Origin of the sequence: Variovorax gracilis (assembly GCF_030317115.1) — a bacterium.
Classification (GTDB): Bacteria; Pseudomonadota; Gammaproteobacteria; order Burkholderiales; family Burkholderiaceae_C; genus Variovorax; species Variovorax gracilis.
The window spans coordinates 1-23,284 of the sequence record NZ_JASZYF010000054.1 but is presented as its reverse complement, the minus strand read 5'-3'; the positions used below and the strand labels follow the sequence as shown (position 1 = coordinate 23,284).

18 protein-coding genes and 2 pseudogenes are annotated in these 23,284 nt (G+C 62.9%); 6 read left to right on the top strand and 14 right to left on the bottom strand.

Annotated features, from left to right (window positions below; genetic code table 11):
• Nucleotides 1–211 precede the first annotated feature (211 nt).
• The 3 genes and pseudogenes from QTH97_RS35320 to QTH97_RS35310 all read right to left on the bottom strand — a co-directional run bounded on the left by QTH97_RS35320 (nucleotide 212) and on the right by QTH97_RS35310 (nucleotide 1,707).
• Nucleotides 212–337 (bottom strand): hypothetical protein, encoded by a 126-nt coding sequence (locus tag QTH97_RS35320; protein ID WP_286573335.1) that lies wholly within the window; start codon nucleotides 335–337, stop codon nucleotides 212–214.
• Between the two features lie 116 nt (nucleotides 338–453).
• A pseudogene (locus QTH97_RS35315) lies at nucleotides 454–543 on the bottom strand (hypothetical protein); the annotation flags it as partial.
• Nucleotides 544–615: 72 nt separating this feature from the next.
• Nucleotides 616–1,707 carry a DUF2855 family protein gene (locus tag QTH97_RS35310; protein WP_286573331.1) on the bottom strand — a complete coding sequence of 364 codons (1,092 nt, stop codon included), beginning with the start codon at nucleotides 1,705–1,707 and terminating at the stop codon, nucleotides 616–618.
• Between the two features lie 75 nt (nucleotides 1,708–1,782).
• Between QTH97_RS35310 and QTH97_RS35305 the strand changes: the two genes are divergently transcribed.
• On the top strand, nucleotides 1,783–2,400 hold the full coding sequence (locus QTH97_RS35305) for a TetR/AcrR family transcriptional regulator (protein ID WP_286573329.1): 618 nt from the start codon (nucleotides 1,783–1,785) through the stop codon (nucleotides 2,398–2,400).
• Nucleotides 2,401–2,486: 86 nt separating this feature from the next.
• Nucleotides 2,487–3,902: pseudogene (locus QTH97_RS35300) on the top strand (IS1182 family transposase).
• A gap of 176 nt (nucleotides 3,903–4,078) precedes the next feature.
• Here QTH97_RS35300 and QTH97_RS35295 read toward each other — a convergent pair.
• The 3 genes from QTH97_RS35295 to QTH97_RS35285 form a co-directional block, all read right to left on the bottom strand.
• Entirely contained in the window at nucleotides 4,079–5,332 is a 1,254-nt protein-coding gene (locus QTH97_RS35295; RefSeq protein ID WP_286573328.1) for a DUF1214 domain-containing protein, read from the bottom strand.
• Nucleotides 5,333–5,353: 21 nt separating this feature from the next.
• Nucleotides 5,354–6,907: an arylsulfatase gene (locus QTH97_RS35290; RefSeq protein WP_286573327.1), complete on the bottom strand. Its 1,554-nt coding sequence runs from the start codon at nucleotides 6,905–6,907 to the stop codon at nucleotides 5,354–5,356.
• Between the two features lie 740 nt (nucleotides 6,908–7,647).
• Nucleotides 7,648–8,547 carry a LysR family transcriptional regulator gene (locus QTH97_RS35285; RefSeq protein ID WP_286573326.1) on the bottom strand — a complete coding sequence of 300 codons (900 nt, stop codon included), beginning with the start codon at nucleotides 8,545–8,547 and terminating at the stop codon, nucleotides 7,648–7,650.
• A gap of 114 nt (nucleotides 8,548–8,661) precedes the next feature.
• On the opposite strand from QTH97_RS35285, the gene QTH97_RS35280 reads away from it, so the two are divergent.
• From QTH97_RS35280 to QTH97_RS35270, 3 genes are read left to right on the top strand one after another with little or no spacing between them, the layout of a single operon-like run.
• Nucleotides 8,662–9,606 (top strand): hydroxymethylglutaryl-CoA lyase, encoded by a 945-nt coding sequence (locus QTH97_RS35280; RefSeq protein WP_286573324.1) that lies wholly within the window; start codon nucleotides 8,662–8,664, stop codon nucleotides 9,604–9,606.
• Nucleotides 9,603–10,805, top strand: coding sequence for a CaiB/BaiF CoA transferase family protein (locus QTH97_RS35275; RefSeq protein WP_286573322.1), 1,203 nt, complete (start codon nucleotides 9,603–9,605; stop codon nucleotides 10,803–10,805). Before QTH97_RS35280 ends, QTH97_RS35275 begins: the two co-directional genes overlap by 4 nt.
• 39 nt (nucleotides 10,806–10,844) lie before the next feature.
• Nucleotides 10,845–11,831, top strand: coding sequence for a Bug family tripartite tricarboxylate transporter substrate binding protein (locus QTH97_RS35270; RefSeq protein WP_286573320.1), 987 nt, complete (start codon nucleotides 10,845–10,847; stop codon nucleotides 11,829–11,831).
• Nucleotides 11,832–12,096: 265 nt separating this feature from the next.
• On the opposite strand, the gene QTH97_RS35265 is transcribed toward QTH97_RS35270, so the two are convergent.
• From QTH97_RS35265 to QTH97_RS35230, 8 genes are all read right to left on the bottom strand, one after another.
• Entirely contained in the window at nucleotides 12,097–13,476 is a 1,380-nt protein-coding gene (locus tag QTH97_RS35265) for an aldehyde dehydrogenase family protein (RefSeq protein WP_286573319.1), read from the bottom strand.
• A gap of 8 nt (nucleotides 13,477–13,484) precedes the next feature.
• A complete protein-coding gene (locus tag QTH97_RS35260) occupies nucleotides 13,485–15,116 on the bottom strand; it encodes an acetolactate synthase large subunit (protein ID WP_286573317.1) in 1,632 nt (543 codons plus the stop codon).
• A gap of 75 nt (nucleotides 15,117–15,191) precedes the next feature.
• Nucleotides 15,192–16,496: a CitMHS family transporter gene (locus QTH97_RS35255; RefSeq protein ID WP_286573315.1), complete on the bottom strand. Its 1,305-nt coding sequence runs from the start codon at nucleotides 16,494–16,496 to the stop codon at nucleotides 15,192–15,194.
• 154 nt (nucleotides 16,497–16,650) lie between these two features.
• The gene (locus QTH97_RS35250) at nucleotides 16,651–17,493 is read right to left on the bottom strand and encodes a citryl-CoA lyase (RefSeq protein ID WP_286573314.1); all 843 of its coding nucleotides are present in this window, start codon (nucleotides 17,491–17,493) and stop codon (nucleotides 16,651–16,653) included.
• Nucleotides 17,490–18,689, bottom strand: a complete 1,200-nt coding sequence (locus QTH97_RS35245; protein WP_286573313.1) for a CaiB/BaiF CoA transferase family protein — start codon at nucleotides 18,687–18,689, stop codon at nucleotides 17,490–17,492. Before QTH97_RS35245 ends, QTH97_RS35250 begins: the two co-directional genes overlap by 4 nt.
• 11 nt (nucleotides 18,690–18,700) lie before the next feature.
• The gene (locus QTH97_RS35240) at nucleotides 18,701–19,666 is read right to left on the bottom strand and encodes a tripartite tricarboxylate transporter substrate binding protein (RefSeq protein ID WP_286573312.1); all 966 of its coding nucleotides are present in this window, start codon (nucleotides 19,664–19,666) and stop codon (nucleotides 18,701–18,703) included.
• Between the two features lie 27 nt (nucleotides 19,667–19,693).
• Nucleotides 19,694–20,671 (bottom strand): Bug family tripartite tricarboxylate transporter substrate binding protein, encoded by a 978-nt coding sequence (locus QTH97_RS35235; protein WP_444813515.1) that lies wholly within the window; start codon nucleotides 20,669–20,671, stop codon nucleotides 19,694–19,696.
• Nucleotides 20,672–20,719: 48 nt separating this feature from the next.
• A complete protein-coding gene (locus QTH97_RS35230) occupies nucleotides 20,720–21,733 on the bottom strand; it encodes an amidohydrolase family protein (RefSeq protein WP_444813514.1) in 1,014 nt (337 codons plus the stop codon).
• Between the two features lie 267 nt (nucleotides 21,734–22,000).
• On the opposite strand from QTH97_RS35230, the gene QTH97_RS35225 reads away from it, so the two are divergent.
• Nucleotides 22,001–22,786, top strand: a complete 786-nt coding sequence (locus QTH97_RS35225; protein ID WP_286573311.1) for an IclR family transcriptional regulator — start codon at nucleotides 22,001–22,003, stop codon at nucleotides 22,784–22,786.
• Nucleotides 22,787–23,284: the final 498 nt, after the last annotated feature.

Sequence of the window (23,284 nt, the reverse complement as noted above, 5' to 3'; positions counted from 1 at the left end):
CTTGCACGCCGCCTTGATGACCCATCATGTCGATGCACTCCTCGGTGAGATGCATCCAACATAGTCGAGACGGGTCAAATTTCTAGGGAGTTTTTCAACAGAATTGGCCCAATGCAGAAGCTCGACTCCACGAACAGGCGGGCCTATTGCAGTCATACAGTAACTTAGGCGATTCGTAGCCACTCGGCGATGGCCACGGCCGCGTGCTTGGTCACGCCATAGGAGCCGAGTCAGGGATGTTGAGCAGTCCCGCCGCCGACGAAGTGATCAGGAAGTAGCCCTCGCGGCGTTCCACCATCTCCGGGATGACGGCGCGAGCGGCCCAGACGTGGGCCATCCCATGGACCTCCCACATCCCGGTCCACAGCGAATCTTCCAGTTCGATGCCGCCCAGGTGTCGAGGACGCCAGCATTCGACACGAAGACGTCGACCCGACCGAAGTGTTCCCGAGTCGTCGCGACCAGCGATCGGATGTCCGCCTCTTCGCTGACATCGCAGCGCACGGCCAGAGCCCTTGGCCCCAGCGCGCCTGCCGCGGTCATTGCCGCTGCCCGCGCCGGTCACGATAGCGACCTTGTTCGAGAGTTCCATTTGAAGAATCCCCCTGTTCGCTCTCAGACGACTACCACGTGGCCGCTTCGCGGATCGACCTGGCCGGCGCATAGGTGCGCGAGCAGCGGCTGGGCCGCGGCAAGTCCTTCTCGCTCCTCAACCTCGAGCCATGGCCGTGACCCCTCCTGCACGCGCCGGATGAATGCCAGCTGGGCCTCGTTGAAGCGGCGGTTGACCTCCGCGTGGCCCCAGTCCGTGTTGCGCTTGCGGATTTGCACCGGAGCAAAATAGAAGGCCGGCTTGGGGCCAGGCAGCGCCTGCTCGCGCAGAAAGCCGGTGTTCGCTGCCGAGCCGGCGAAGCAGTCGTAGACAAGTGCGCCGCCGAAGTGATGGTGCACGCGGGCCCGTAGTGCCTCGTCGCCCGAGAAGTCCACATAGAGGGTCGGCGTGGCCGTGTCGAGTTCTTCCAACTGGTCGTAGCGGAGCGTGCGCTGGTAGCAACCGAGGCCTTCGACGAAGGCTGCATTTCGCGCCGAGGTGAGCGCGACCAGCTCGATACCGGGGACGCTCTCCAGACAGAACGCCGTGCCATACGCCGTCTTGCTCGAGGCGCTGGACAGCACGAGCCGCCGGGCGCCGAAGAAACCGTTGTCCTGCAGAAAGTCGGCCAGCATGAAAGAGGTGATGAAGAGTGGCCGCAGCAGCATCTGCAGGTTCTCGTCGGCGCTCCGGTAGGCGGGATCCTGGCTGACGCGGGTGTACTGGTTGTAGGCCGAAACCAGTGTCTGGCGATGCTGCGCGCCGTCGTAGAAGCCGCGTTCGCTCACGCGCACGGGCTGCATGCGCAGATGGGTGGCAAGGGGAAAATATCCGTAGAAGCGCTCGCCCGGCTCAACGCCGGAAACCGCGGAGGCCACAACGTCGGCGAAGCCCCAGGCCGGCACGTGTCCCCATCCTTCCTCGCCCGTGGGAAAGAAGTTCCAGTACTGCATCGCGTCTCCGAAGGCGGCGTACGTGATGTTGTTTGTGGTCAGTGCCACGCGGCGCACCGCCAGCAGCGCCTCGCCGTCCGAGAGGGGCGGAGCGGCCAGGGTCTGCAAGCGGCTGTGGTTCAATGCACGCTTGTCGGTAAGCAGGCGTTCGATGGTCGGCATGGCTTCAGTTCGGTTGTGGTGGACACGTTCACTGTATGGCGCCTCCGCTGGGCGCGGGTTCGGATTCGCCGCGCCGTGAACAAGCCCCTGAAACGCCCCTCGCAGGCCCGAGCGCGGTTCACCGTGCAGGCCATCTACGACGCGTTTGTTCGGATATGGCAGCGCGACGGATGGGATCGGCTCACCACGCGCGCGGTCGCGCTGGAGACCGGCATTTCGGTCGGTACCCTCTACGAATACTTCCCCAACAAGCTGGCGCTGCTCTCGGGCTACGTCCGGCATGGTGTGGAGCGCCTGGTCGCCGCAATTGATCGCGAGGCGGTGGCGCCACGAGGCCTCGCGTGGCAGGTGAGGCTGCGGCAGGCGGTGCGGCTTACATGCGGTGTGGACGCACCGGAGCTCGCCTGGTTCCACCCTGACATGCTGGCGTTGGAGGGCCAGGTGGCGGAACCAAAGCACCACAGGCGTGTGCACGATGAGCTGCTGGCTGTCTGGACTCGCGTGTTCGCAGCCTGCGATGACCTTGCCCATCCACCAGCATCGGAAACCGTACGCGCGCTCGTGATGGCACTGTGGGGTGGCCGTCGCTATGCGCTACTGCTGGAACTGGATCTGGATAGCGCGCGCGCATGGGCAGCTGAGATGGATCGCTGGTGCGTCGGGGCGGTGGATGGGTCCAGGCTTGGCGGCTGATTGCGGCCCAATTCTGTTGAAAAACTCCCTGGAAATTTGCTCCGTCTCGACTATGTTGGAGGCATCTCACCGAGGAGTGCATCGACATGATGGGTCATCAAGGGGGCGTGCAAGACAAGCTCTTCTACTCGTTCAACCTTGACGATCATGTTCCGCGAAGTCACCTGCTAAGGGGCATCGATCGGGTCTTTGATCTCAGCGATTTGCGCCACCATCTCGCGCCTTTCTATAGTCACACTGGACGGCCATCAATCGATCCCGAATTGATGATGCGCATGCTGGTCGTGGGCTACTGCTTCGGAATTCGTTCCGAGCGTCGGCTCTGCGATGAGATTCACTTGAACCTGGCCTATCGATGGTTCTGTCGGCTTGGCCTGGAGGACGCAGTCCCCGACCATTCGACCTTCTCCAAGAATCGGCACGGGCGCTTTCGCGATAGCGACGCATTGCGCCACGTCTTCGAGAGTGTGCTGCCGGCGCTGCATGAGCGAAGGCCTTGTACGTGGTGAAGGGTTTGCGGTGGATGCCAGCATCATCAAGGCGGACGCCAAACGCGGTCGCGGTGGCGTGGGAGCCGACACCACCGAGTGGAGCAAGGGCGATGGGCCAAGCCGCGCTGTACGCGAATACCTTGCCGCCTTGGAAGAGAGCAATCCGACGGTCGACGATTCCAATGACCCGCCGGGACCTTCGACCTCTGAGAAGAACATTTCGCTGACCGACCCTGCAGCGCAATGGACGGCCGCTCCAGGCGGCCCTGCCTTCTACGCCTACTCAACCAACTACCTGGTCGACTTGCAGGCAGGAATCATCGTGGACGTCGAGGCAACGCCTGCGCACCGCACATCCGAAGTGGAATCAACCAAGACGATGATTGATCGCGTGGAGGAACGCTTTGGCATGAAGCCCCATCGCCTGGTTGGCGATACAGCGTATGGAACAGGCCCGATGCTCGGGTGGATGGTCGAGTACAAGGGCATCACGCCGCATGTACCGGTGTGGGACAGGAGCGAGCGCAAAGACGGGACGTTGTCGAGCAGTGAGTTCCGCTGGGATGAGCAAGCCAACGAATATCGCTGCCCGCAAGGCCACGCACTCCTAAGTGATCGCCGCCAGTTCACCAAGCCGCGCACGCATATCACCAAGGCAGGAACGGTCCGCTACAGCGCGAGTCAGCATGACTGTATGGCATGCCCAATGAAGCAACAGTGCTGCCCCAACATGCTCAGCCGAAGGATCACCCGCAGCGTGCATGAGCGATCACGGGCTGTCGCTCGGGAGCTCGCCGACACGCCGCAGTACAAGCAGTCACGGCGCGATCGAAAGAAAGTTGAATGCTCTTTGCGCACCTCAAGCGCATTCTCAAACTCGATCGGCTGCGTCTCCGAGGATTGAGCGGTGCACATGACGAATTCTTGTTGGCGGCAACCGCTCAGAACCTCAGACGCATGGCGAAGCGACTGATGCCAAGCGTACAAGCAATGCACTTCAGGACGGCGTGAAAACGCCCGCAGGAGCTTCGCGAACGATTCGATCCTGCTGACCAACTCGAAACCCCAAAAAGCTAGTGCCACGTATCGCGAGCGGCCCAGCGTTCGAGACGAGTTTTCCAACAGAATTGGCCAACAGCAGTCGCTCGTCAGCATCTGCTTTTGCGTCGGCACTCGTCGGCTCGGGCTCAGCTTACGGCCAGCGGCGGCGGGAAAAATGTCCGGGCCGCGACCTCGCCCCTGGGGCGGTAGAACCGAAACGTCAAGCTGTACCCCTGTCCCCTGGGTGTCGGCAGCCAGTTGCCCTGCGGGGCATCCTCGGGTTGCGTATCGGCGAGGTACAGAGTGAGAGACCCGTCCGCCCCGTATTCCAGCGTGGATTCCTTGTTCAGCAGATAGCGCTTCAACGGGTTGGGCAACACGCGTCTGTGAACCGAATCCACTGCGATCACCGACCAGAAATGAGTGGCATAGCGCGCTGGGAGCGCGTCTGCCGGGAAGCGGATCGAGTAGGCATGGTCACCCGAAAGCGGCCTGCCGGCAGTGTCGGTGAAAGCCTTGTAGTAGATGACTTCCTCGGGGATATTTGCCCAGATGCCGCCGTAGTTGATGAGCGTGCGCGCCAGCCAGTCCTCTCCGTAGACCCCCGAGGTCGAGGGCAATGCCCAGGCGTTGCGGACCGTGCCGTGTCCGAGATTCGGCATCGCCTTCTTGATATCTGCGAACGCCTGCCGGCGGATGACTTCGTCGATGCGTTGACGCGCATCCGGCAGTCGCGCCGCCTTGGCGATGGCGCGCACGTCTGCCTGCAGCGTCTCCATGCCCGGGTTGATGTCCGTTTCGCTGTCGAGCGCGAGATCGGCCGAGTCGAAAGCCTCGACACCCGGCAGTGCATCGATCTCGAACATGACCGTCTTCGGCACCGTGGGAATCGCGGGTTGCCCGACCGGGCGGATGTCGAACTGCTGTTGCAGAGCGACCGTTTCGTCCCAGTTCGTCCCGAGTTCGACCCGCGACAGCACGCGCATGGCCTTGACCGGCACATCCACGCGCATCGCGTCGGGCGGCACCTCGACCTTGCTTCCTTTCAGGCACAGCGCGAACTTGCCGCTCGGATGCTGGGGGAACGTACGCTCATTGAGATTTGCGACGGTCTCGCCCCATCCGTTGAGGAACTGGACCGTGTAGTAGCGGTCCGCGATGTGCGGCACCGACACCAACGCGAAGCTCGTCTCGTCCACCGCGACCCATGCTTCCGAGTAGGCTACATCCAGATTGGGATTGGGCCAGGCGACCTCGCCGGGCTTGCGGTGGACGAGTCGATTCCATTGGAAGCCCTCTTCGAAGTCGAGTTGCTGCTGCCGGAGCACCAGCAGGCGACCGAGGAGGTATATGTAGGCGTCGCTGACCTGTGGGTTAGTGAAGGCGAGATCGGACGGCATCGACATTTCCTCAATGGCTGGTTACTTGGAAGCGCCCGCGCTTTCCAGTTTCGCGTGCGCCTGCTCCACCGTGAAACTGGCCGCCTTCTGTCGCGGAGGAAACTCATTGAATGTCTCCATGAAGGCCCCGACCACGGCCTGAGCCGCGAACATGCGATAGCCCTTCGACATGAACCAGTCGTAGTAGGTGTTGGAAGTCACATCGGCCCGCTCCAGTGGATCGGTGCGCAGGTTGAAGCACTTGGGGGTGCGCAACACGGTGAATGGGTCCATCCAGATCTTCAACGTGCCTTCGGTGCGCTGCTCGAGGAAAACGAATTTCCAGTTGTTCATGCGCACCGCGACCAGATTGGAGTCGTCATCGAAATACATGAAGCCTTCGCGCGGGCTCTTGACGCCCTCGGTGGTCAGGAAGGGCAGCAGGTTGTACCCGTCGAGATGAAGCTTGAACATCTTTCCGTCCGCGGCATGACCCTTCTTGCACTTTCCGACGATCTCGGGTTCGCCGGCCATGGCAAGAAAGGTGGGTAGCCAGTCGTGGTGCTGCACGATGTCGTTGGTCACGACACCCGCCGGCACTTTGCCTGGCCATCGCACCAGCATCGGAATACGGAAGGCGCCTTCCCAGTTGGTGTCCTTCTCGCTGCGGAATGGCGTCATGCCAGCGTCCGGCCACGAGTTCATGTGCGGGCCGTTGTCGGTCGAGTACATGACGAAGGTGTCTTCGGCGATGCCGAGTTCGTCGAGCAGGTCGAGGAGCCGGCCCACGTGCCGGTCGTGATCGATCATCGTGTCGTGATATTCGGATTGGCTCTCGCCCGCCTGCCCGATGCTCTCGGGCTTGGGGTGCGTGCGAAAGTGCATGTGGGTCGTGTTGACCCAGCAGAAGAAAGGCTTGTCGCCCTTTGCCTGGCGCCTGATGTAGTCCTCGGCGCCGTCGACGATCTCGTCGTCGATGGTTTCCATGCGCTTGCGTGTCAGCGGCCCCGTGTCCTCGATCTTCTGCTTGCCGACGCGGCCCCAGCGTGGCTGCTCGGTGGCGTCGTCATGCTCGGTCGCATGGCACTTGAGCACACCGCGCGGGAGGAACTTGGCGCGAAAGCGCGGGTCCTTCGGGTAGTCGATGTCCTCTGGGTCTTCCTCGGCGTTCAGGTGATACAGGTTGCCGAAGAATTCATCGAAGCCGTGCACCGTCGGCAGGTACTTGTTCATGTCGCCAAGGTGGTTCTTTCCGAACTGTCCCGTCGCGTAACCCTGCGCTTTCAGCAACTCGGCGATGGTCGCGTCCTCCGCCTGCAAGCCGATGTCGGCCCCGGGCATACCGACCTTGGACAGGCCCGTGCGATGCACGCTCTGGCCTGTGATGAAGGAGGAGCGCCCCGCGGTACAGCTCTGCTCGCCATAGGAGTCGGTGAACATCATCCCTTCCCGGGCGAGCCGGTCGATGTTGGGCGTCCGGTAGCCCATCACGCCATGGCTGTAACAGGAGAGGTTGTAGACCCCAATGTCGTCGCCCCAGATGACCAGGATGTTCGGTTTCTTGGCGGCCTGCGACTTTTTTGCTTTCGATGCCATGCTCGCTCCTTGTGGTTGAGAACAGATGCACTGCCGAGCGGAATCCTAGCCGTCGCTGTCCATGGTCATCTGTAGGCTCATACCTACACGGTCTCGTGTCATCTCTTTCACGGCAGCTGCTGCATGGCGGCTCAGCGCCGGAGGTCCGTTAAGGGCCCCTTTTTGCAGACTCCTCCAAGCCCAAAGGTACGGCAGGTTTTCCCCATGAGCGGTCCTAGCCTTGCAGTCGGCATTTGCTGCAAAACCGTTGACTTCTAACACTGGCGATGCTGCGGACGGGCTGGTTCACACATATTGCGCGGCGTGGACTTTGGATCTGTTGAAGAGCCGTTATCGAGCTACCCCGGGCGGGCAGGAGGCGCAAGAACCCGATAGGCCAACAATTAGACAAAAGATCGGTGACGTCTGGCGCCGAACACAAGGGACACAGATGCCGACTATTTTGCGGGGGCGCGTATGCCGGACTCGCGCTACACCCGACCGCTACCACGGAAGCCGTCGAGGCCAAACCGTTCGCCTTCTTCGGGCATGCGCACTTATGTGGTTCGACGAGACCTATACCCCTGCCCGGGGCGCGCAGCCTGACGTGCAGCGGCACCCACATTTCGAAGTGCTGTTGCATCCCTGATGGAACTTATACTTCAATCAGGAACGTTAAGCCATGAGAGTTGCACCTCCAATCGTGCTCACGCCGGAAGAGCATGCGGACCTGATCCGGCTTGTTCGTGGGTTGCGCCCATTCAGCTGGCTCGGGCAACCAGGTGCTCGACCAGCGACTGCGCAGAGGGCGAGAGTTCGGAGGCATCGCGAAAGCAAACGACGAATCGGCGCTCGGCCCATGACTCCGCTAGCTGAATGATGCGCACCGCGTGAGCCGCGTCTTTCCGCCCGACGACCTCTCTGGGCACAAGGCTGATTGCAAGGCCCGCTGACACGACGCGCAGGGCGGCTTCGAAATTGCTGACGACGATGCGGTTGACCAACGTGTGGCCGAGTTCCGCGGCAGCGCGTTGAAGCGATTGTTGGACGGCGCTGGTGACCGGCAAGCCGACCTGCTCGAAGCCAAGCGTATCCTCGAATCGCAGCCGTTTGCGCTGCGCGAGCGCGTGGCCTTGCGGTACGACTACACAGAGATGGTCGCTGCGATAGGGGCAAGACTGAAGCGTGCCGAGGTCGACTGCATCCCAGCAGACGCCCAGCGACGCCAAACCTTCGCGCACACCGCGGACGATCTCCGGGCTGATCCTCTCCTCGAGGTCGACCTGTGTTGTCCGATGCGCCGGCATGTGGAGGAACGCCGCGACATCTTCGGCCAGCGACTCCGTCATGGCCGATACGCTCGCCAGGACGCGGACTTTGCCGCGTGTTCCGGCCACGTAACTTTCCATGTCGCGCGCAATGCGCGCCGCGCCGTCGAGCATGCCGCGGGCGTGCTCCAGGACGGTGTTCCCAGCTGGCGTGGGGATCACACCATGGCGCTTGCGCAGCAGGAGCGGCGTGCCCACTTGGTCTTCCAGTTGTGCCAATCGCTTGCTGATGGCGGAGCCGACGATGTTGGCACGATCGCCGGCCCGGGCCATGTTGCCCGTTTCGCAGACTGCGACGAACAGGCGCAGAGTGGTGAGGTCGAAGTCGCGCAAGGTATTCCGGTTAGGAACTGTAGGGTTCCAAAATGTCGAAGATTTATCGAATGGGAAATTCTAGACTTCGACAACCGCCAGACGCAAGCCGCGCCCGGCGAACAGGAGACAGCGATGATTCCCTCTGCCAAACTGCCGCGGCGCGCCGTGATCCGGGAGGTTGGCCTGCGCGACGGCCTGCAAAGCATCGCCCGCGTGGTGCCAACGGCCGCCAAGCTCGAATGGATACGCGACGCCTACGCAGCGGGCCAGCGCGAGATCGAGGTCGGCTCCTTCGTCCCGCCGCGACTGTTGCCGCAACTGGCCGACACGGCCGAGGTGCTCGCCTTTGCCAAGACCTTGCCCGGCCTCAGGGCGTCGGTGCTGGTGCCCAACCTCAAAGGGGCCGAGCGGGCCATGGAATGCGAAGCGGAGTTCATGCTGTTGCCTCTGTCAGCCAGCCACGCGCACAGCCTGGCCAATCTGCGCAAGACACCCGACGAAGTGGTCGAAGACATCGCGCGCATCGTGGATGCGCGGGATGCCAAAGGATCCCGCGCGCAGATCGAGGTGGGCATCAGCACGGCCTTTGGCTGCACGATTCAGGGACGGGTGGAGCCTGACGAGGTGGTGCGACTGGTCAAGGCGGCCATCGATGTTGGCGCCGATGCCGTGGGTCTCGCCGACACGGTGGGTTATGCCGATCCAGGGATGGTGCGCTCGTTGTTCGAGGCCGTGCTACCGGTCGCTGGCGACAAGCTCAACTGCGGTCACTTCCATGACACGCGCGGCCTTGGCTTGGCCAATGTCTATGCGGCGCTGGAGTTGGGTATCACGCGTTTCGATGCCTGCATTGCGGGCATCGGCGGCTGCCCGCACGCGCCTGGAGCCAGCGGCAACGTGGCGACTGAAGATGTCGCGTACATGCTCGCCAGCATGGGCATCGAGACTGGTCAGGACTTCGACGCCCTGCTGGCCCTTCGCCGCAAGGTAGAACACTGGCTGCAGGGTGAGACCTTTCACGGCACGCTCTGGCGCGCCGGGCTTCCGAAGACTATGAGACAGGAGCAGCACGCATGAGCGAAGCAACCCAAATCGCGCAGCCGTTGAAGGGCTTGCGAGTCATCGAGTTCACTCACATGGTGATGGGGCCCACGTGCGGCATGGTGCTGGCCGACCTCGGCGCGGAAGTGATCAAGATCGAGCCAGTCGCCGGGGACCACAGCCGTCGCCTCCTGGGCGCCGGCGCGGGTTTCTTCCCGATGTTCAACCGGAACAAGAAAAGCATTGGCATCGACTTGCATACCGAGGAAGGCGCGGAGACCGCGCGGCGCCTTGCCGCAACCGCCGACGTGGTGGCGGAGAACTTCAAGCCAGGCACGATGGCGAAGTACGGCCTGGACTACGCATCGCTTTCAAAAGTCAATCCACGCATCATTTATGCAAGCCACAAGGGCTTCCTGCCGGGCCCCTACGATCATCGAACAGCGCTGGATGAAGTGGTGCAGATGATGGGCGGCTTAGCCTACATGACCGGTCGGCCAGGCGATCCGCTGCGCGCGGGCACCAGCGTGAACGACATCATGGGCGGGCTGTTCGGCGCCATCGCCGTCCTCGGCGCATTGATCCAGCGCGGAATCACGGGCCGGGGAATGGAAGTGCAATCCGCGCTTTACGAGAACAACGTGTTCCTCATGGGGCAGCACATGCTGCAGTTCGCGGTGACCGGCAAGCATCCGGCACCAATGCCTGCGCGAGACAACCCCTGGTCGGTATATGACGTCTTCACGGTCAAGGACGGCGAACAGATCTTCCTGGCCGCGGTGAGCGATGCGCAATGGTCAACGTTCTGCGAAGCCTTGGGCTTCGAGGATCTCAAGGCCGAGCCCGCACTGGCCACCAACAACGAGAGGGTCGCGCACCGGCCGCGCTTGTTGAAGGCGATCGGCGAACGCATCGCGCATCGAACCGCCGGTGAGCTTGCGCAGGTGATGGAAAAGGCCGGATTGCCGTTCGCCCCAATTCGCAAGCCCGAAGACCTGTACGACGATGAGCACCTGCTTGCCACGGGCGGACTCGCGGACATGCGCCTGTCCGACGGCCCGCGAGCCGGTGAAACCGTCAAGACCGCGCTGTTCCCGATCACGCTGGAAGGTCAACGGCTCGGCGTACGGTTGAGTCCGCCGAGGCTGGGGGAGCACACTACGGAACTGCTCGGACAACTGGGCTTCGGCCCGGACGAAATGGAGGGCATGCGGTCTCGAAACGTGGTCGCATAGAGCCACACACGTCATTCCCAAGATTCATGGAGACAACCGATGATCTCAACGCAAAGCTTCTCGCGCCGCTCGATTCTTGCCGCCTCAGCAGCAGCGATCGCGGCCGGCGCGTGGCCCGTGACCGCCAGCGCGCAGTCCGGCACTGTCCGCTTCATCCTACCGAACGCCACGGGTTCCGGTGTCGACGCCATCACGCGCGCTGCCCAGCCGGCATTGTCGAAAGCGCTCAACGCGGCCGTGGTGGTCGAGAACCAGCCCGGTGCAGGCGGGGTGGTGGGTCTGCAGACACTGGCGCGTTCGGCTCCCGACGGCAACACGCTGTCCATCGTGTCCAACAACGTGGTCATCCTTCCGAGTGTGCTGAAGTCGGTGCTCTTCGACATGCCGGGCGATTTCACGCCCATCGCAGTCATAGGCGCGACACCGATGGTGTTGGTGGTCAACCCGGCCAAGGTGTCGGCGACGTACAGCAAGGAGTTCATCGCGCTGCTCAAGAGCAAGCCGGGCGCTTTGAACTTCGCGTCCGGCGGCAACGGGACAATCCTGCATCTGGCGACTGAACTCTTCTTCGAGCAAGCCGGCGTCACGGCCAAGCACATTCCCTACAAGGGCGTCGGCCCGATGGTCACGGACTTGATCGGCGGGCAGGTCGAGTTCGGCACCGCTGCATTGCCGAGTGTCCAGTCGCACATCAAGAGCGGCGCGCTTCGAGCTATCGGCACTCTCGGGGCTCAGCGCACTCCAGCCGCGCCGGACATACCGACTTTCGTCGAGCAGGGGTTGCCCAATCTCGTGGTGGACGCCTGGTTCGCTGTGATCGGACCCAAGGGCATGTCGGCGGACAACGTCAAGAAGGCTCACGACGCCGTGGCGGCGGCGTTCTCGGATCCGGCGGTCATGGATGCCATGGCCAAACAGGGGAACACCATCCGCATCGGCACGTCCGCGCAAGCCCAGTCTGAATTCAAGAGCGAGCTAGCGAAGTATGCGAGCTTAGTAAAGAAGGCAGGGATCGAGCCGCAGTAGGCTCGCGCGCAGCCACGATCTGCCTCCAATGACACCTCCTCGCACTTTGCCGACACTAAGGTCAAGAATTCGAAGTGCGGCAACGGCCCTACCCTGCCGTCCGCGAGCGACCCTCGTACTGCAGCTGTGCAGCGAAAGCGGCCGAAGGGGGGGCAGGCCGGTCTTCAGCTTCGTGCCCGTTGCAGACTTCTGCGTGAGCTTGTTTAACCGGAGCAACCGCTTGGCAGCCTCAGTCGCTCAGCGGAGATTCGAAGTGACAGTCCCGCTACGGCAAAGGTCCGACGAATAACTTCTCCGTCTGCATGTCGCGAAAGGTATGGGGGATGCCGCCCACGCCGAGCCCCGACTCGCGCAGTCCGGCGAAAGGCATCCAATCGACGCGGAATGCCGTGTGGTCGTTGACCATCACTGCCGAGGCATCCAAACGCTCGTAGGCGTGCATTGCAGTTGAGAGACTGCGCGTGAACACGGCAGCCTGGAAGGCGACCGGGAGCGCGTTGGCACGCGCGATTGCCTCGTCCAGGTCGTCGTAGGCGTAGACGCAGATGACCGGCCCGAACACCTCTTCGGTCGAGACCTTGCTGTCCGGCGGTGGTTCGAGCAGCACCGTTGGCTCATAGCAGGAACTCGAGATCGGCTTGCCCCCGCAAAGCAGCGTAGCGCCGCCGTCGACGGCCTCGCGCACCCAGGCATGCACCCGCTCGACCTCCTGATGGCGGATCAAGGGGCCCACCTCGGTTTCCGCCAACAACGGATCGCCGACCTTGAGTTTGCGGGCACCGTCCGCCAAGCGGCGCGCTAGGTTGTCGCAGATCGAACGGTGCGTATAGACGCGCTGGACCGACACGCACACCTGTCCGGAATGGTAGAAGCCGCCTTTCACGAGTTTCGGCAGTGCCGCGTCGAGGTCGGCATCCTCGGCAACAAGAACCGGCGCGACGCCACCGTGCTCGAGCGCGCAGCGCGCGCCGGGTGCCAGCTTCGAGCGAAGCATCCAGCCGATACGTGCGCTGCCGATGAAGCTCAGGAATCCGACGCGCCGATCCGCGACGAGCCGGGTCGCCAAGGCGGTGTCATCGATGACTAGCGCCTGGCACCAGGCTTGCGGCAGCCCCGCCTCGTGCAGGATCTCGACAAAGCGGAGACAGGAGAGCGGTGTGTCGCCAGCCGGCTTGACGATGCTCGGGCAGCCAGCGGCGATTGCGGGACCGACCTGATGCACGATCAGGTTCAGCGGGTGGTTGAAGGCGCTGACCGCCACCACCACGCCAATGGGTTCCCGGTGGGTGAACGCAACGCGCCGCGCCGATGCGGCGTTGATGTCCATCGGCACCACGTGGCCGCCCTCGGTCCGCAGCGCGTCGACGCATAGCTGAACGCCGTCGATGGCCCGCGCAACTTCGACGCGCGAGTCCAGCAACGGCTTGCCCCCCTCGCGCGCGGCTTCCAGAGCCAGTGATTCCGCGCGCTCTTCCATGAGTCGGGCCGCCTTGCGCAGGATCTCGATACGGCGAGCGGGGGGTAGCCAGGCAGAGCGGTCGCGAAAAAGGGCATGCGCCGTGGACAAGGCTCGCTCGATCTCGGTCTCGCCAGCCACGGCCAGGGTCGCAATCAAACTACCGTCGAAAGGTGAACGAACTTCCATTGGTGGCCTCACAAGGGTGACTTCAGTGCCTTCAGGCGATGTGTTAGCTTCATGTTTTCGCCATAGTCAACCTGGCAGTCGATCACCACCACAGTGTCGTCGGCGATTGCCTGCCTCAGCGTGGGAAGCAGATCCTCAGCGCGCTCGACGCGATAGCCCTTGGCACCGAAGCTTTCGGCGTATTTGACGAAGTCTGGATTGTTGAAAGTGATGTGGCTGGGGCGGCCGAAATGGCGCAACTGGTGCCAGGTGATCAGGCCATATTCCGAATCGTTCCAGATCAACACGACGATCGGCGTATTCATGCGCAGGGCCGTCTCGATCTCCTGCGAATTCATCATGAAGCCGGCGTCACCGGTCACCGCCACGACCTTCCGCTCCGGGTAGGCGAGCTTCGCGGCAATGGCACCGGGAACTGCGATGCCCATGGCAGCGAAGCCGTTGGAGATGATGCAGGTGTTCGGGCGCTCCGCCTTGTACATGCGGCTCATCCACATCTTGTGAGCGCCGACGTCGGAGATCGCGATGTCGTCGGGGGCAAGAGCCTCCCGCAGGTCCCAGACGATTTTCTGGGGCTTGATCGGAAATGCCATGTCATTCGCATGCTCGGCACGGTCTTCCACGATCGCACGGCGAACCGCCGTGAAGGGCACCGACGGCTGAGGTTTCGCCCGCAGTGCGATGGCCCGCAGCGACGACTGGATGTCCCCCAGGGCGCCGACGGCCACGATGTAACGCTCGTCGACCTCCGCGGCAAGGCCGTCGATATGGATGATCGTCTTGTCTCCATTGGGGTTCCACATGTCCGGGTGGTACTCGACCATGTCGTAACCGACACAGATGACCACATCGGCTTTCTCGAGGGCGAACCACGGGAGGTCGGTGGCCTTGAGCCCGATGGTGCCTAGCGACAGTTCGTTCGTAAACGGAACGACGCCCTTGGCCATGAAGGTGTTCGCGACGGGAATACGCAGCACCTCGGCAAAGGTGACGAGTGCCTCTGCGGCGCCCTGGCGGATCACGCCGTTGCCGGCGAGGATCACCGGCGCCTTGGCTGCACCGATCAGCTTGGCGGCCTGTTCGATCTTGTGGGCGGGCGCCTCGGGGGTGTACGCCGTCTGGACCTTGATGGGCTCCTTGTCGACTTCCATCTCGGCCACGTTCTCGGGGAAGTCGATGAAGGCAGCCCCCGGCTTCTCGGTCTGTGCGACCTTGAACGCCTTGCGCACCACCTCCGGCACTATTTCGGGCGCCAGGATCTGGGCGGCGTACTTGGTGATGGGCTTGAACAGGCTGACCTGGTCCAGGATCTGGTGGCTCTCCTTGTGGAGACGGGTGGTCGCACCTTGGCCGGCGATCGCCACGACTGGCGCGCGATCCATGTTGGCGTCGGCGACGCCGGTGATTAGGTTGGTGGCACCGGGACCGAGCGTGGACATGCACACGCCGGCCCGACCGGTAAGTCGGCCGTAGACGTCGGCCATGAATGCCGCGCCCTGTTCGTGGTGACAAGTGACGAACTTGATGGGGCTGTCGAGCAGCGCGTCCATCACATCGATGTTCTCCTCACCCGGGATGCCGAAGATGTATTCCACACCTTCGTTCTCGAGCGCCTTGACGAAGAGTTGAGCGGCTTTCACATAAATCTCCTGGTTGTTCAATCTGACAGGGCAAGCGGCAGGTGGGTGGACCGCCGCTTCAAAACCACAACGGCGTCACGCCTTCGAGACGAGCGGAATAACACCAATTACCAACGCGCCGATCACCATGACCACGACCAGCCCGAGCACCCACAACAACGAAGATCGCTGGTTGTCCCCGTATTCGATGTCCAACAGCGCCACGAGCAGATAGGTCGATGCCACGAGCGGACTCAGCAGATGCAGAGGCTGCCCGAGCAGCGAGGCGCGGGCCATCTCGGCGGCCGAGATACCGTACGTTGCAGCGGTTTCGGCCAGAATCGGCAGCACCCCAAAATAGAAGGCGTCATTCGACAACACATAGGTGGCCGGGGCGCTGAGCAAGGCGGTTGCGGGCGCCATGTACGGACCCAGCCAGCCGGGCATCACGTTCAACAAGCCGTCGGACATGGCCTTCAGCATGCCCGTGCCGGAGAGAATGCCCGTAAATATCCCCGCCGCAAAGATCAAGGAAACCACGGCGAGAACATTCGAAGCGTGAGTCGCCAGCCGCGCGTGCTGATCTTTCAGCTTGGGGTAATTGAGGAGCAACGCGATCGTCGTCGCCACCAGGAACAGGGCGGGCAGAGGCAGGATTCCCTTAATCAGTGCGTAGAGAAGGGCCAGCGTCAGCAGCAGGTTCGGGATCATCATGGCTGGCCGCCGGATGTCCGAGGAACCATCGATGTCTGCAAGAACGGCATTCTCCATGTCCGGCATCGTCAGTGCGCCAATCCTGCGGCGTTCGCGCATGCCGAGGTAGGCAGCGACGCCAACCTGGTAGGCGAAGCCCATCAGCATGACAGGGATGAGCGGCAAGAACACGTCCGCGACGTCGACGTGCATGGCAGCGGCGGCTCGCGCGGTGGGCCCTCCCCAAGGAACGATATTCATGATCCCGATCGACATGAGCAGCACCGTTGCCAGATACTGAAGACGCACACCCAGCCGTTGATAGAGAGGCAACAGGGCCGTCACGCAAATCACGTAGGTCGTTGCCCCGTCACCATCGAGCGCCACCGCGGTGCCCATCACGGCTGTACCCACCAGCAGCTTGAGCGGATCGTGCCCGACAAATCTGACGACAAGCCTGATCAGCGGGTCGAACAGCCCCGCATCGGTCATGATGCTGAAATACAGGATGCCGAACGTGAGCATCACGCCAGTGGGTGCCAGCTTGGTGATGCCTTCCATCATCATCTTGCCGACCGCATCGGGTGACGCCGCAACAAGCCCGAACGCGATGGGAACCAGTGCCAGCGCAACAAGCGCCGACATGCGCTTGGTCATGATGAGCACCATGAAGGTGGCCACCATGCCATAGCCGAGTAACAGCAACATCAAAGTCTCCTTGCCCGACGACGGGCAGACAGCACTCGCTGCTTGCGGGCGCAGCGACCCCGACGGAACATCCGCCATGCTGCGGATGTCCGCAGCGGCTTGGTGTGAGATGGGGCGCGGCGCCTGCTAGGCGCTGTTGACGCCGGCGCTGCGACTAGGCCGCGCTAGGCAATGGCCTTTGCGGAGGGCCGTCGTATTGCCAGATGTACTCGCGCGGAATGGGGCCCTTGTTGCGCCCTCCCTGTTGCGTCTGTTCCCACGCATGCGCCAGGATGCCGACCGAGCGCGACAGGCAGAAGAGCCCCCGGGCGAGCGGTGCCGGAAATCCCAACTCGGCATAGATCACAGCCGTCGCGCCATCAATGTTCATGGGAATCCGCTTGCCGTTCTTGCGAGCAGCGAGTTCGTCCTCCACTCCCCGAGCGATCTTCGCGAACCTGCCGTCGACATCGCCTGCTTCGGCAGCACGGTCAACCAGTTCCAGGAGCCGGGGAGCGCGAGGATCGATCGGATGGAACCGATGTCCGAAGCCCGACACGAACTTCCCGTGGACCGAGATGGCATCGTCCAGGCCGGCACCGACCGCGGCGACGAATTCCTCACCGCCGTCGATCCGGGCCGCGATGTTCTGGTACATCTCCACCGCCTGCTCCCCCGCGCCGCCATGGATGTCGCCCAGCACGTTGAGAGCGGACGCCATGGCGTTGTTGAGCCCCACACCGCAGGTGGCAGCCATTCGGGCGATTCCGATGCTCGGCGCTTGCGGTCCATGATCGACAGCGGATACCAAGGCAGCGTCCAGAAGCCGTCCCTGGCCTTCGCTCGGCAGGTCGCCGCGCGTCATCAGCCAGATCATCTGCGCGAAGCTGACACGGCCCGTAAGTTCCTCGATCGGATAGCCGCGGTAACGGATCTCGCCCGGCGCCATATCGATGATTGATGTGCGCCACCAATCACGTACGCCTTGCTCGACACTCTCGACAGTCTTCGTGCTCATATTGCCTTCTCCACCCGGAGTTCCTCAATTTCGGTAGCCGAGTAGCCGAGCCTCTCAAGAATTTCCTCTGAATGCTGGCCCAGAGTCGGCGGCGGCGTCTCGACACGAGGTGCTTGCCCGTTGACCTTGAATCCGGTGCGAACGAGTCGAATGTCTCGGCCAACGCCCGGCGCATTCTCGAAGGTGCCCACCATTCCGCGGTCAGCCACCTGCGGATGGTCGAGCGCCTGCGGCACGCTGTACACCGGCCCGGCAGGGACACCGGCCTGGTTGAAGAGCTTCCACCATTCGTCGGTGGACTTTGCCGCCATGGCTTCCTCGAGGGCGGCCTTCAGTTCGAAGCGATGCTGCAGCCGGCTCTGGCGCTCGATAAAGCGCTCGTCTTCGATCAGTTCGGGCCTGCCGATCACGCGGCAGACCGCCTCGAACTGCTCCTGCTTGTTGGCAGCGATGTTGAGAAGGCCATCCCCGGTTCGGAAAGTGCCCGAGGGACTGGCCGTGACGTTTTCGTTGCCCATCGGCTTGGGCTCGCGATCTGCGATCAGGTGGTTGGAGACAGCCCATCCCATGGTGGCCATGACCGCCTCGAGCATCGACACGTCGATGAACACACCGCCTTCGCGGTTGCGCTCCGCAAGCGCGGCAGCAACCGCGAATGCCGCCGTAATTCCGCCGATCGTGTCGGCCATGGGGTAGCCCACGCGGTAAGGTGCGTTTTCGGGGGCTCCGGTGATGCTCATCACGCCGGACATGCCCTGGATGATCTGGTCGTAGGCGGGCAGGTCACGAAGCGGGCCATCCTGCCCGAAGCCGGAGATGGCGCAGTAGATCAAGCTCGGATTTTCTTGCAGCAGCTCTTCGTACCCGAGACCCAGCCGCTTCATGACGCCGGGGCGAAAGTTCTCGATCACGACATCGGCCGTACGCACGAGCTTGCGAAACACTTCCTTGCCGGTCGGGTGCTTGAGGTCGATGGTGATGGAGCGTTTGCCGGGGTTCTGAGCGAGGAACGAGACGCCCATGAAGCGCTTGTTCAGCTCAGCATCGGCGCCGAGCTGTCGCGCCAGATCTCCCCCGTTGCGCGTCTCCACCTTGATCACGTCAGCGCCCATGTGCGCGAGTTGGTGGCAAGCGAAGGGGCCAGCCAAAACGTTGGTCAGATCGAGAACGCGAATGCCTTGGAGTGGTCGAGTCACTTCTATCTCCTTCAGTCGGCCTTGATGCCGGCTTGCTTGATGACTGCACTCCAGCGCTGGATCTCGCTGGCGACCAGTTGGTTCGCCTGCGCCGGCGTGTTGGCGACCACGGTGAGGCCCATCTCCGCGATCTTCTTCTTGGCGTCGGGCTGCGCCAGCGCTGCGTTGAATTCCTTGTTGAGCTTGTCAATCACGGCAGGGGGTGTGCCAGCTGGCGCGCCGATGCCAATCCAGTAGTCGATGTCCATCTTCGGGATACCAGCTTCCTTGGCCGTCGGAACGTCGGGCAGCATGGCATTGCGTTCGGAACCGGTGACCATCAGCGCCCGCAGCTTCCCGCTCTTGATGTGTGGCAAGGCAGTGGGCACGGACGTGATGAGTGCCTGCACCTGGTTGCCCATCAGGTCAGTGAGGACGGCGCCGGCGCCCTTGTACGGCACGTGCACGATGTTCGTTCCAGTCGTGGTCTTGAACAGCTCGCCAGCCAGATGCGTGTTGGTGCCGTTGCCGCCGGAGCCGTAGTTGAGCTTTCCAGGCTGCGCCTTGGCCAGTGCGATGAACTCCTGCACGGTCTTCGCGGGCACTGCCGGATTGACCACCAAGACGTGTGGGACCTTGACGGCGGTCGTGACCTGGGTGAAGGCCTTCAGCGGATCGAACGGCAGCGTGGGGATCAGGCCCGCGGCGATCGCGTACGAGAGCTCGACTGTCAGCAGTGTGTTGCCGTCTGGAGCAGCACGGGCGGCGGCGCCCCAGCCGACGACGCCGCCACCGCCCGTGCGGTTGTCGACGATCAAAGGTGCGCCGACGCCGGGCGCGGCGAACTGGGCAATGACGCGTGTCACCAGGTCTGCGCTGCCTCCCGGTGCGTAGGGCACGATGATCGTGATGGGTTTGTTCTGCGCGAGCACCGGTGTGCTCAGAAGGGTGGCGACGCCGGCGACAAGAACGGCACGACGGATACGGTTGTATTGCATGGAAGTCTCCTGAGTTTGGATAGGCTGTTAGTCGAGCTTGGCGCCCGATTCGCGGACGGCGGCGCCCCATCGGGTGTGCTCGCTCTTCAAGAAGGCCCCGAGCTCGGCAGGCGTGCCGCCGCGCGCCACGCTGCCTTCGTCTTTGAGCCGTGCCACGACTTCGGGGCGGGCGAGCGCGGTGTTCATGGCCTGGTTGATCTTCGCGATGGCTTCGGGCGGCGTATCGACCGGCGCGACGACCGCCTTCCAGTCTTCCGCGACAAAGCCGGGGTAGCCCGACTCGGCAACCGTCGGCACGTTCGGCAGGACGTCGATGCGCTTCAGCGAAGTCACGGCGACCGCGCGCAGCTTGCCAGCCTTGATCATCGAGATCACGCTGGGCGGTGTGGCGAAGTAGATGTCGGTCTGGCCGCCCAGCAGATCGGTGGTAGCGGGGCCGGCCCCCTTGTACGGCACGTGCATCACCTTGATGCCCGCACGCCGCGCGAACATCTCCCCGCCAACGTGACCGACCGTGCCCGTGCCGGCCGATGCCATCCCGAGCTGCTTCTTCTCGGACTGGGTCTTGAGATCGGCGACGCTCTTGATGGGTGAATCGGCGCGCACCACCAGCACCAGGGGCTGCGATGCCAGCAGCACGACCGGTGCGAAATCCTTCAGCGCGTCGAACGGGACCTTGGTGTAGAGGGTCGGGTTGATCGCGAGGTTGGCGGTCTGGCCCGTGCCGACGGTGTAGCCGTCCTTCTTCGCCTTCGCGACTGCATCAAGGCCGATGTTGCCGCCGGCGCCGGGCTTGTTGTCGACGATGAAGGTCCACTTGTTGTCCTTCAGAGTCACTTCGTTGGCGACGAGGCGCGTTAGCACGTCGGTGCCACCGGCCGGTGGGAACGGCACGATGACCTTGATGGGTTGAGACGGAAAATTGGTTTGCGCGCCGGCGAAGGCCGAGCAGAGCGCGAGGCCGAGAACCATGGCGACGCGAGAAGCAGATTTTTGAGCTTTCATAGGGTGTCTCCGAGTGGGAAATTGAATGGCAGGACTGGGGTGCTTGGATCAGGCGAGGCGATAGACCTGGCTCGCGGTGCCTTTGAACAGTGCGTGGCGCTCAGCCGAGGTCGCGCCGGAGGTGAGACGCTTGAAGGCGTTCCAGCAGGTGGCATAGCTGTAGGAGCCTTTGTCGACCGGGAAATTGCTCTCGAACATGCAGCGTTGCGCACCGAAAGCTTCGATGCATGAGTGCATCCAGGGCGTCCAGGTATCCGCAAGCTGCTGGGAGCTCGGGGGCTTCACGCCCTTCTCGAAATCGAACCCGTTGATCCTCATCCCGAGGCCTCCGAGCTTGACGAATACGTTAGGCAACGCCGCGAGCTCGCGCATGGACTTCGACCAGGTGTCGAAGATCTCGGAGCGGCGAGCCTGGTACGCGCCAATGCGCACGATGCCGCCACAGTGATTGATGATGACCTTCGTCTCTGGGAACTCCCTGGCGAGATCGAGGAGTTCCGGCAGCTGCGGGAAGAAAAGCCATGCGTCGTAGCTCAGGCCCAACGGCTGAAGCTGGGCGACGCCCTGGCGGTAGGTCCGGTCCAACAGCAGCCCCTTCGGAGCGGCCGTGAGCGGGTTGACCAATGAAGGATGCGCATCCCAGGTGGTCAGGTGGCGAATGCCGCGGAAGCGCCCCATGCCGGCTTCGATGTGGCTTCGTAGTACATCGCCCACCTCCGCGCCGCAGCGAAGATTGGCGTATCCGATGATCCCCTTGGCGATTTGTGGAAGCAGCCCGTCGTCTTGTGAAGTGGCCGCCACGACGTAGTCGGTTTCGCCCACGGGTTTCATTTCAGCGGATCCGTCGATGCGGTAGCGCGTCAGCGCCTGCATATAGACCGAGGCCTCGACGTTGTGGCCTGAACGCGCATCCGCCAAGTAGTCGTCCGCGAGGTAAACCCAGTCCGCACGGTCGTAGAAGTGGTGATGGGCGTCGATGATCGGTAGGTCGGGCTCAAGGATTTCTTCCTTGTGGCTGGCTAGCCAGTCGTCCCTGACGGGAAGGTAGTTGCTCGTGCTCATCACTCGTCCTTCATGAACAGGCAACTGACGAAGAAAAGGAATGCATGAGGATGTCTCCAAGGTCCGAAGCGGTAACTCAAGTTTGCTTGCTTGTTCTGTTGCACAGAACTACGATCTGCTGGATAGAACTATAGAGATCGATTGGCCTTCTCCGTATGCGGGTAAACCCTTTTGTTCGACGCGTCTTCGTTACCAAATTCGCAGGGAACACCGCGTGTCAAACTTGGGGGAGCGCCTGCGCCACCGGTGAAGCAGACCTCTTTCCAAATGCCTTCGATGACCGATACGAATCTCTCCCAGCCAGCGACAAACGATTCGAGTGGCGTGGCCGTCCTGGACCGGGCTTTCGCGCTGCTCGCAGCGTTCGGCGCCACCGATGACCGCCTCTCGCTGACGGAGCTATCCAATCGCACAGGCCTCTACAAGAGCACGGTGCTGCGCTTGCTGGCAGCCCTGGAGCACGGGGGCTTCATCCGCAAACTGCCGGAGGGGCAATACTCGATCGGTCCCCAGCCGTTGCGGCTCGCGGCGATCTACCAGCGCTCGTTCCAGGTGGGCGATGTAATCGAGCCGTTGCTCAAGCAATTGAGCGCGGCGAGCGGAGAAACTGCGTCCTTCTACGTGCGAAGCGGGAACATGCGCATCGCGGTGTTTCGGGTGGAGCCTTCCCGTTCTGTGCGTGCGTCCGTGCGGGTCGGCCAGGAATACGCCATCGAGCAGGGCGCCTCGGGAAAGATCTTGTTGGCGTTCGCGCAACCTTATGCAGCGGATCTCAGCGGTATTCGTGATCAGTTTTGGGCAACCTCGTACGGTGAGCGAGATCCTGAGACAGCCTCGGTCGCGGCGCCTGTGTTCGGGGTAACTAGAGAACTGACCGGCGCCCTCGCGTTGTCGGCCCCCCGAGAACGGCTCACCGCGGCGGAGGCGATGTTCGCGGCATGTCGACAGGTCATCGAAGCCGCCCGCGAGGCGACACTTGCTTTCGGCGGGGATGTTTCGAGGTACAGCCGGAGCTTGGACGGTCTCTCGCTGGACCGCTTCAGCCCACCCTGACAGGGCGCTGCCGCGCACCCTTGGCCGGGTGCGTCGCCAGGGCACACGTTACCGGTTCGACGCTACAGGCCACCCGCCGAAGGGTCGGACCCAAAGCACAGTCTGCGAGAAGTTCCGACTCCAAGGTAGGAGCTTCACACCACTTCTGTTGCTCCGCTCGTCCAGCGTCAACAGCGTGTTTGCAGTCGGCCGCATCGAACGAAATTGGCTGCGCCCCGAGTCGCGGCTCCTGAATGACCGCGCTCGGCGTCACAGCGTGCGTTCGCCGAGCGGCTGAGTGCGGCAGCAACTGCTGTGAAGCCGCCCGACGGCGGTCGATACTGACAGAGAGATGGGCCCTCCCGTGCCCTACGGCAGCCAACCGTCATACGACCGCTGCGCAGCGAGAGAACGAAACCGCTCTCGCGGTAGGCGCTTCGCGCACCCCCATGGACATGTTGTGACCCGGTTGCCGCCACCGTTGGCGGCGAGGCAATTTCGCCTCGCCATCAACGGAGC

Excerpts from the sequence above, each read along its gene's own strand:
- QTH97_RS35320 (WP_286573335.1), bottom strand. The coding sequence starts at position 337 with ATGGCCCACGTCTGGGCCGCTCGCGCCGTCATCCCGGAGATGGTGGAA.
- QTH97_RS35310 (WP_286573331.1), bottom strand. The coding sequence starts at position 1,707 with ATGCCGACCATCGAACGCCTGCTTACCGACAAGCGTGCATTGAACCAC.
- QTH97_RS35295 (WP_286573328.1), bottom strand. The coding sequence starts at position 5,332 with ATGCCGTCCGATCTCGCCTTCACTAACCCACAGGTCAGCGACGCCTAC.
- QTH97_RS35290 (WP_286573327.1), bottom strand. The coding sequence starts at position 6,907 with ATGGCATCGAAAGCAAAAAAGTCGCAGGCCGCCAAGAAACCGAACATC.
- QTH97_RS35280 (WP_286573324.1), top strand. The coding sequence starts at position 8,662 with ATGATTCCCTCTGCCAAACTGCCGCGGCGCGCCGTGATCCGGGAGGTT.
- QTH97_RS35275 (WP_286573322.1), top strand. The coding sequence starts at position 9,603 with ATGAGCGAAGCAACCCAAATCGCGCAGCCGTTGAAGGGCTTGCGAGTC.
- QTH97_RS35270 (WP_286573320.1), top strand. The coding sequence starts at position 10,845 with ATGATCTCAACGCAAAGCTTCTCGCGCCGCTCGATTCTTGCCGCCTCA.
- QTH97_RS35265 (WP_286573319.1), bottom strand. The coding sequence starts at position 13,476 with ATGGAAGTTCGTTCACCTTTCGACGGTAGTTTGATTGCGACCCTGGCC.
- QTH97_RS35255 (WP_286573315.1), bottom strand. The coding sequence starts at position 16,496 with ATGTTGCTGTTACTCGGCTATGGCATGGTGGCCACCTTCATGGTGCTC.
- QTH97_RS35250 (WP_286573314.1), bottom strand. The coding sequence starts at position 17,493 with ATGAGCACGAAGACTGTCGAGAGTGTCGAGCAAGGCGTACGTGATTGG.
- QTH97_RS35240 (WP_286573312.1), bottom strand. The coding sequence starts at position 19,666 with ATGCAATACAACCGTATCCGTCGTGCCGTTCTTGTCGCCGGCGTCGCC.
- QTH97_RS35235 (WP_444813515.1), bottom strand. The coding sequence starts at position 20,671 with ATGAAAGCTCAAAAATCTGCTTCTCGCGTCGCCATGGTTCTCGGCCTC.
- QTH97_RS35230 (WP_444813514.1), bottom strand. The coding sequence starts at position 21,733 with ATGAGCACGAGCAACTACCTTCCCGTCAGGGACGACTGGCTAGCCAGC.
- QTH97_RS35225 (WP_286573311.1), top strand. The coding sequence starts at position 22,001 with ATGCCTTCGATGACCGATACGAATCTCTCCCAGCCAGCGACAAACGAT.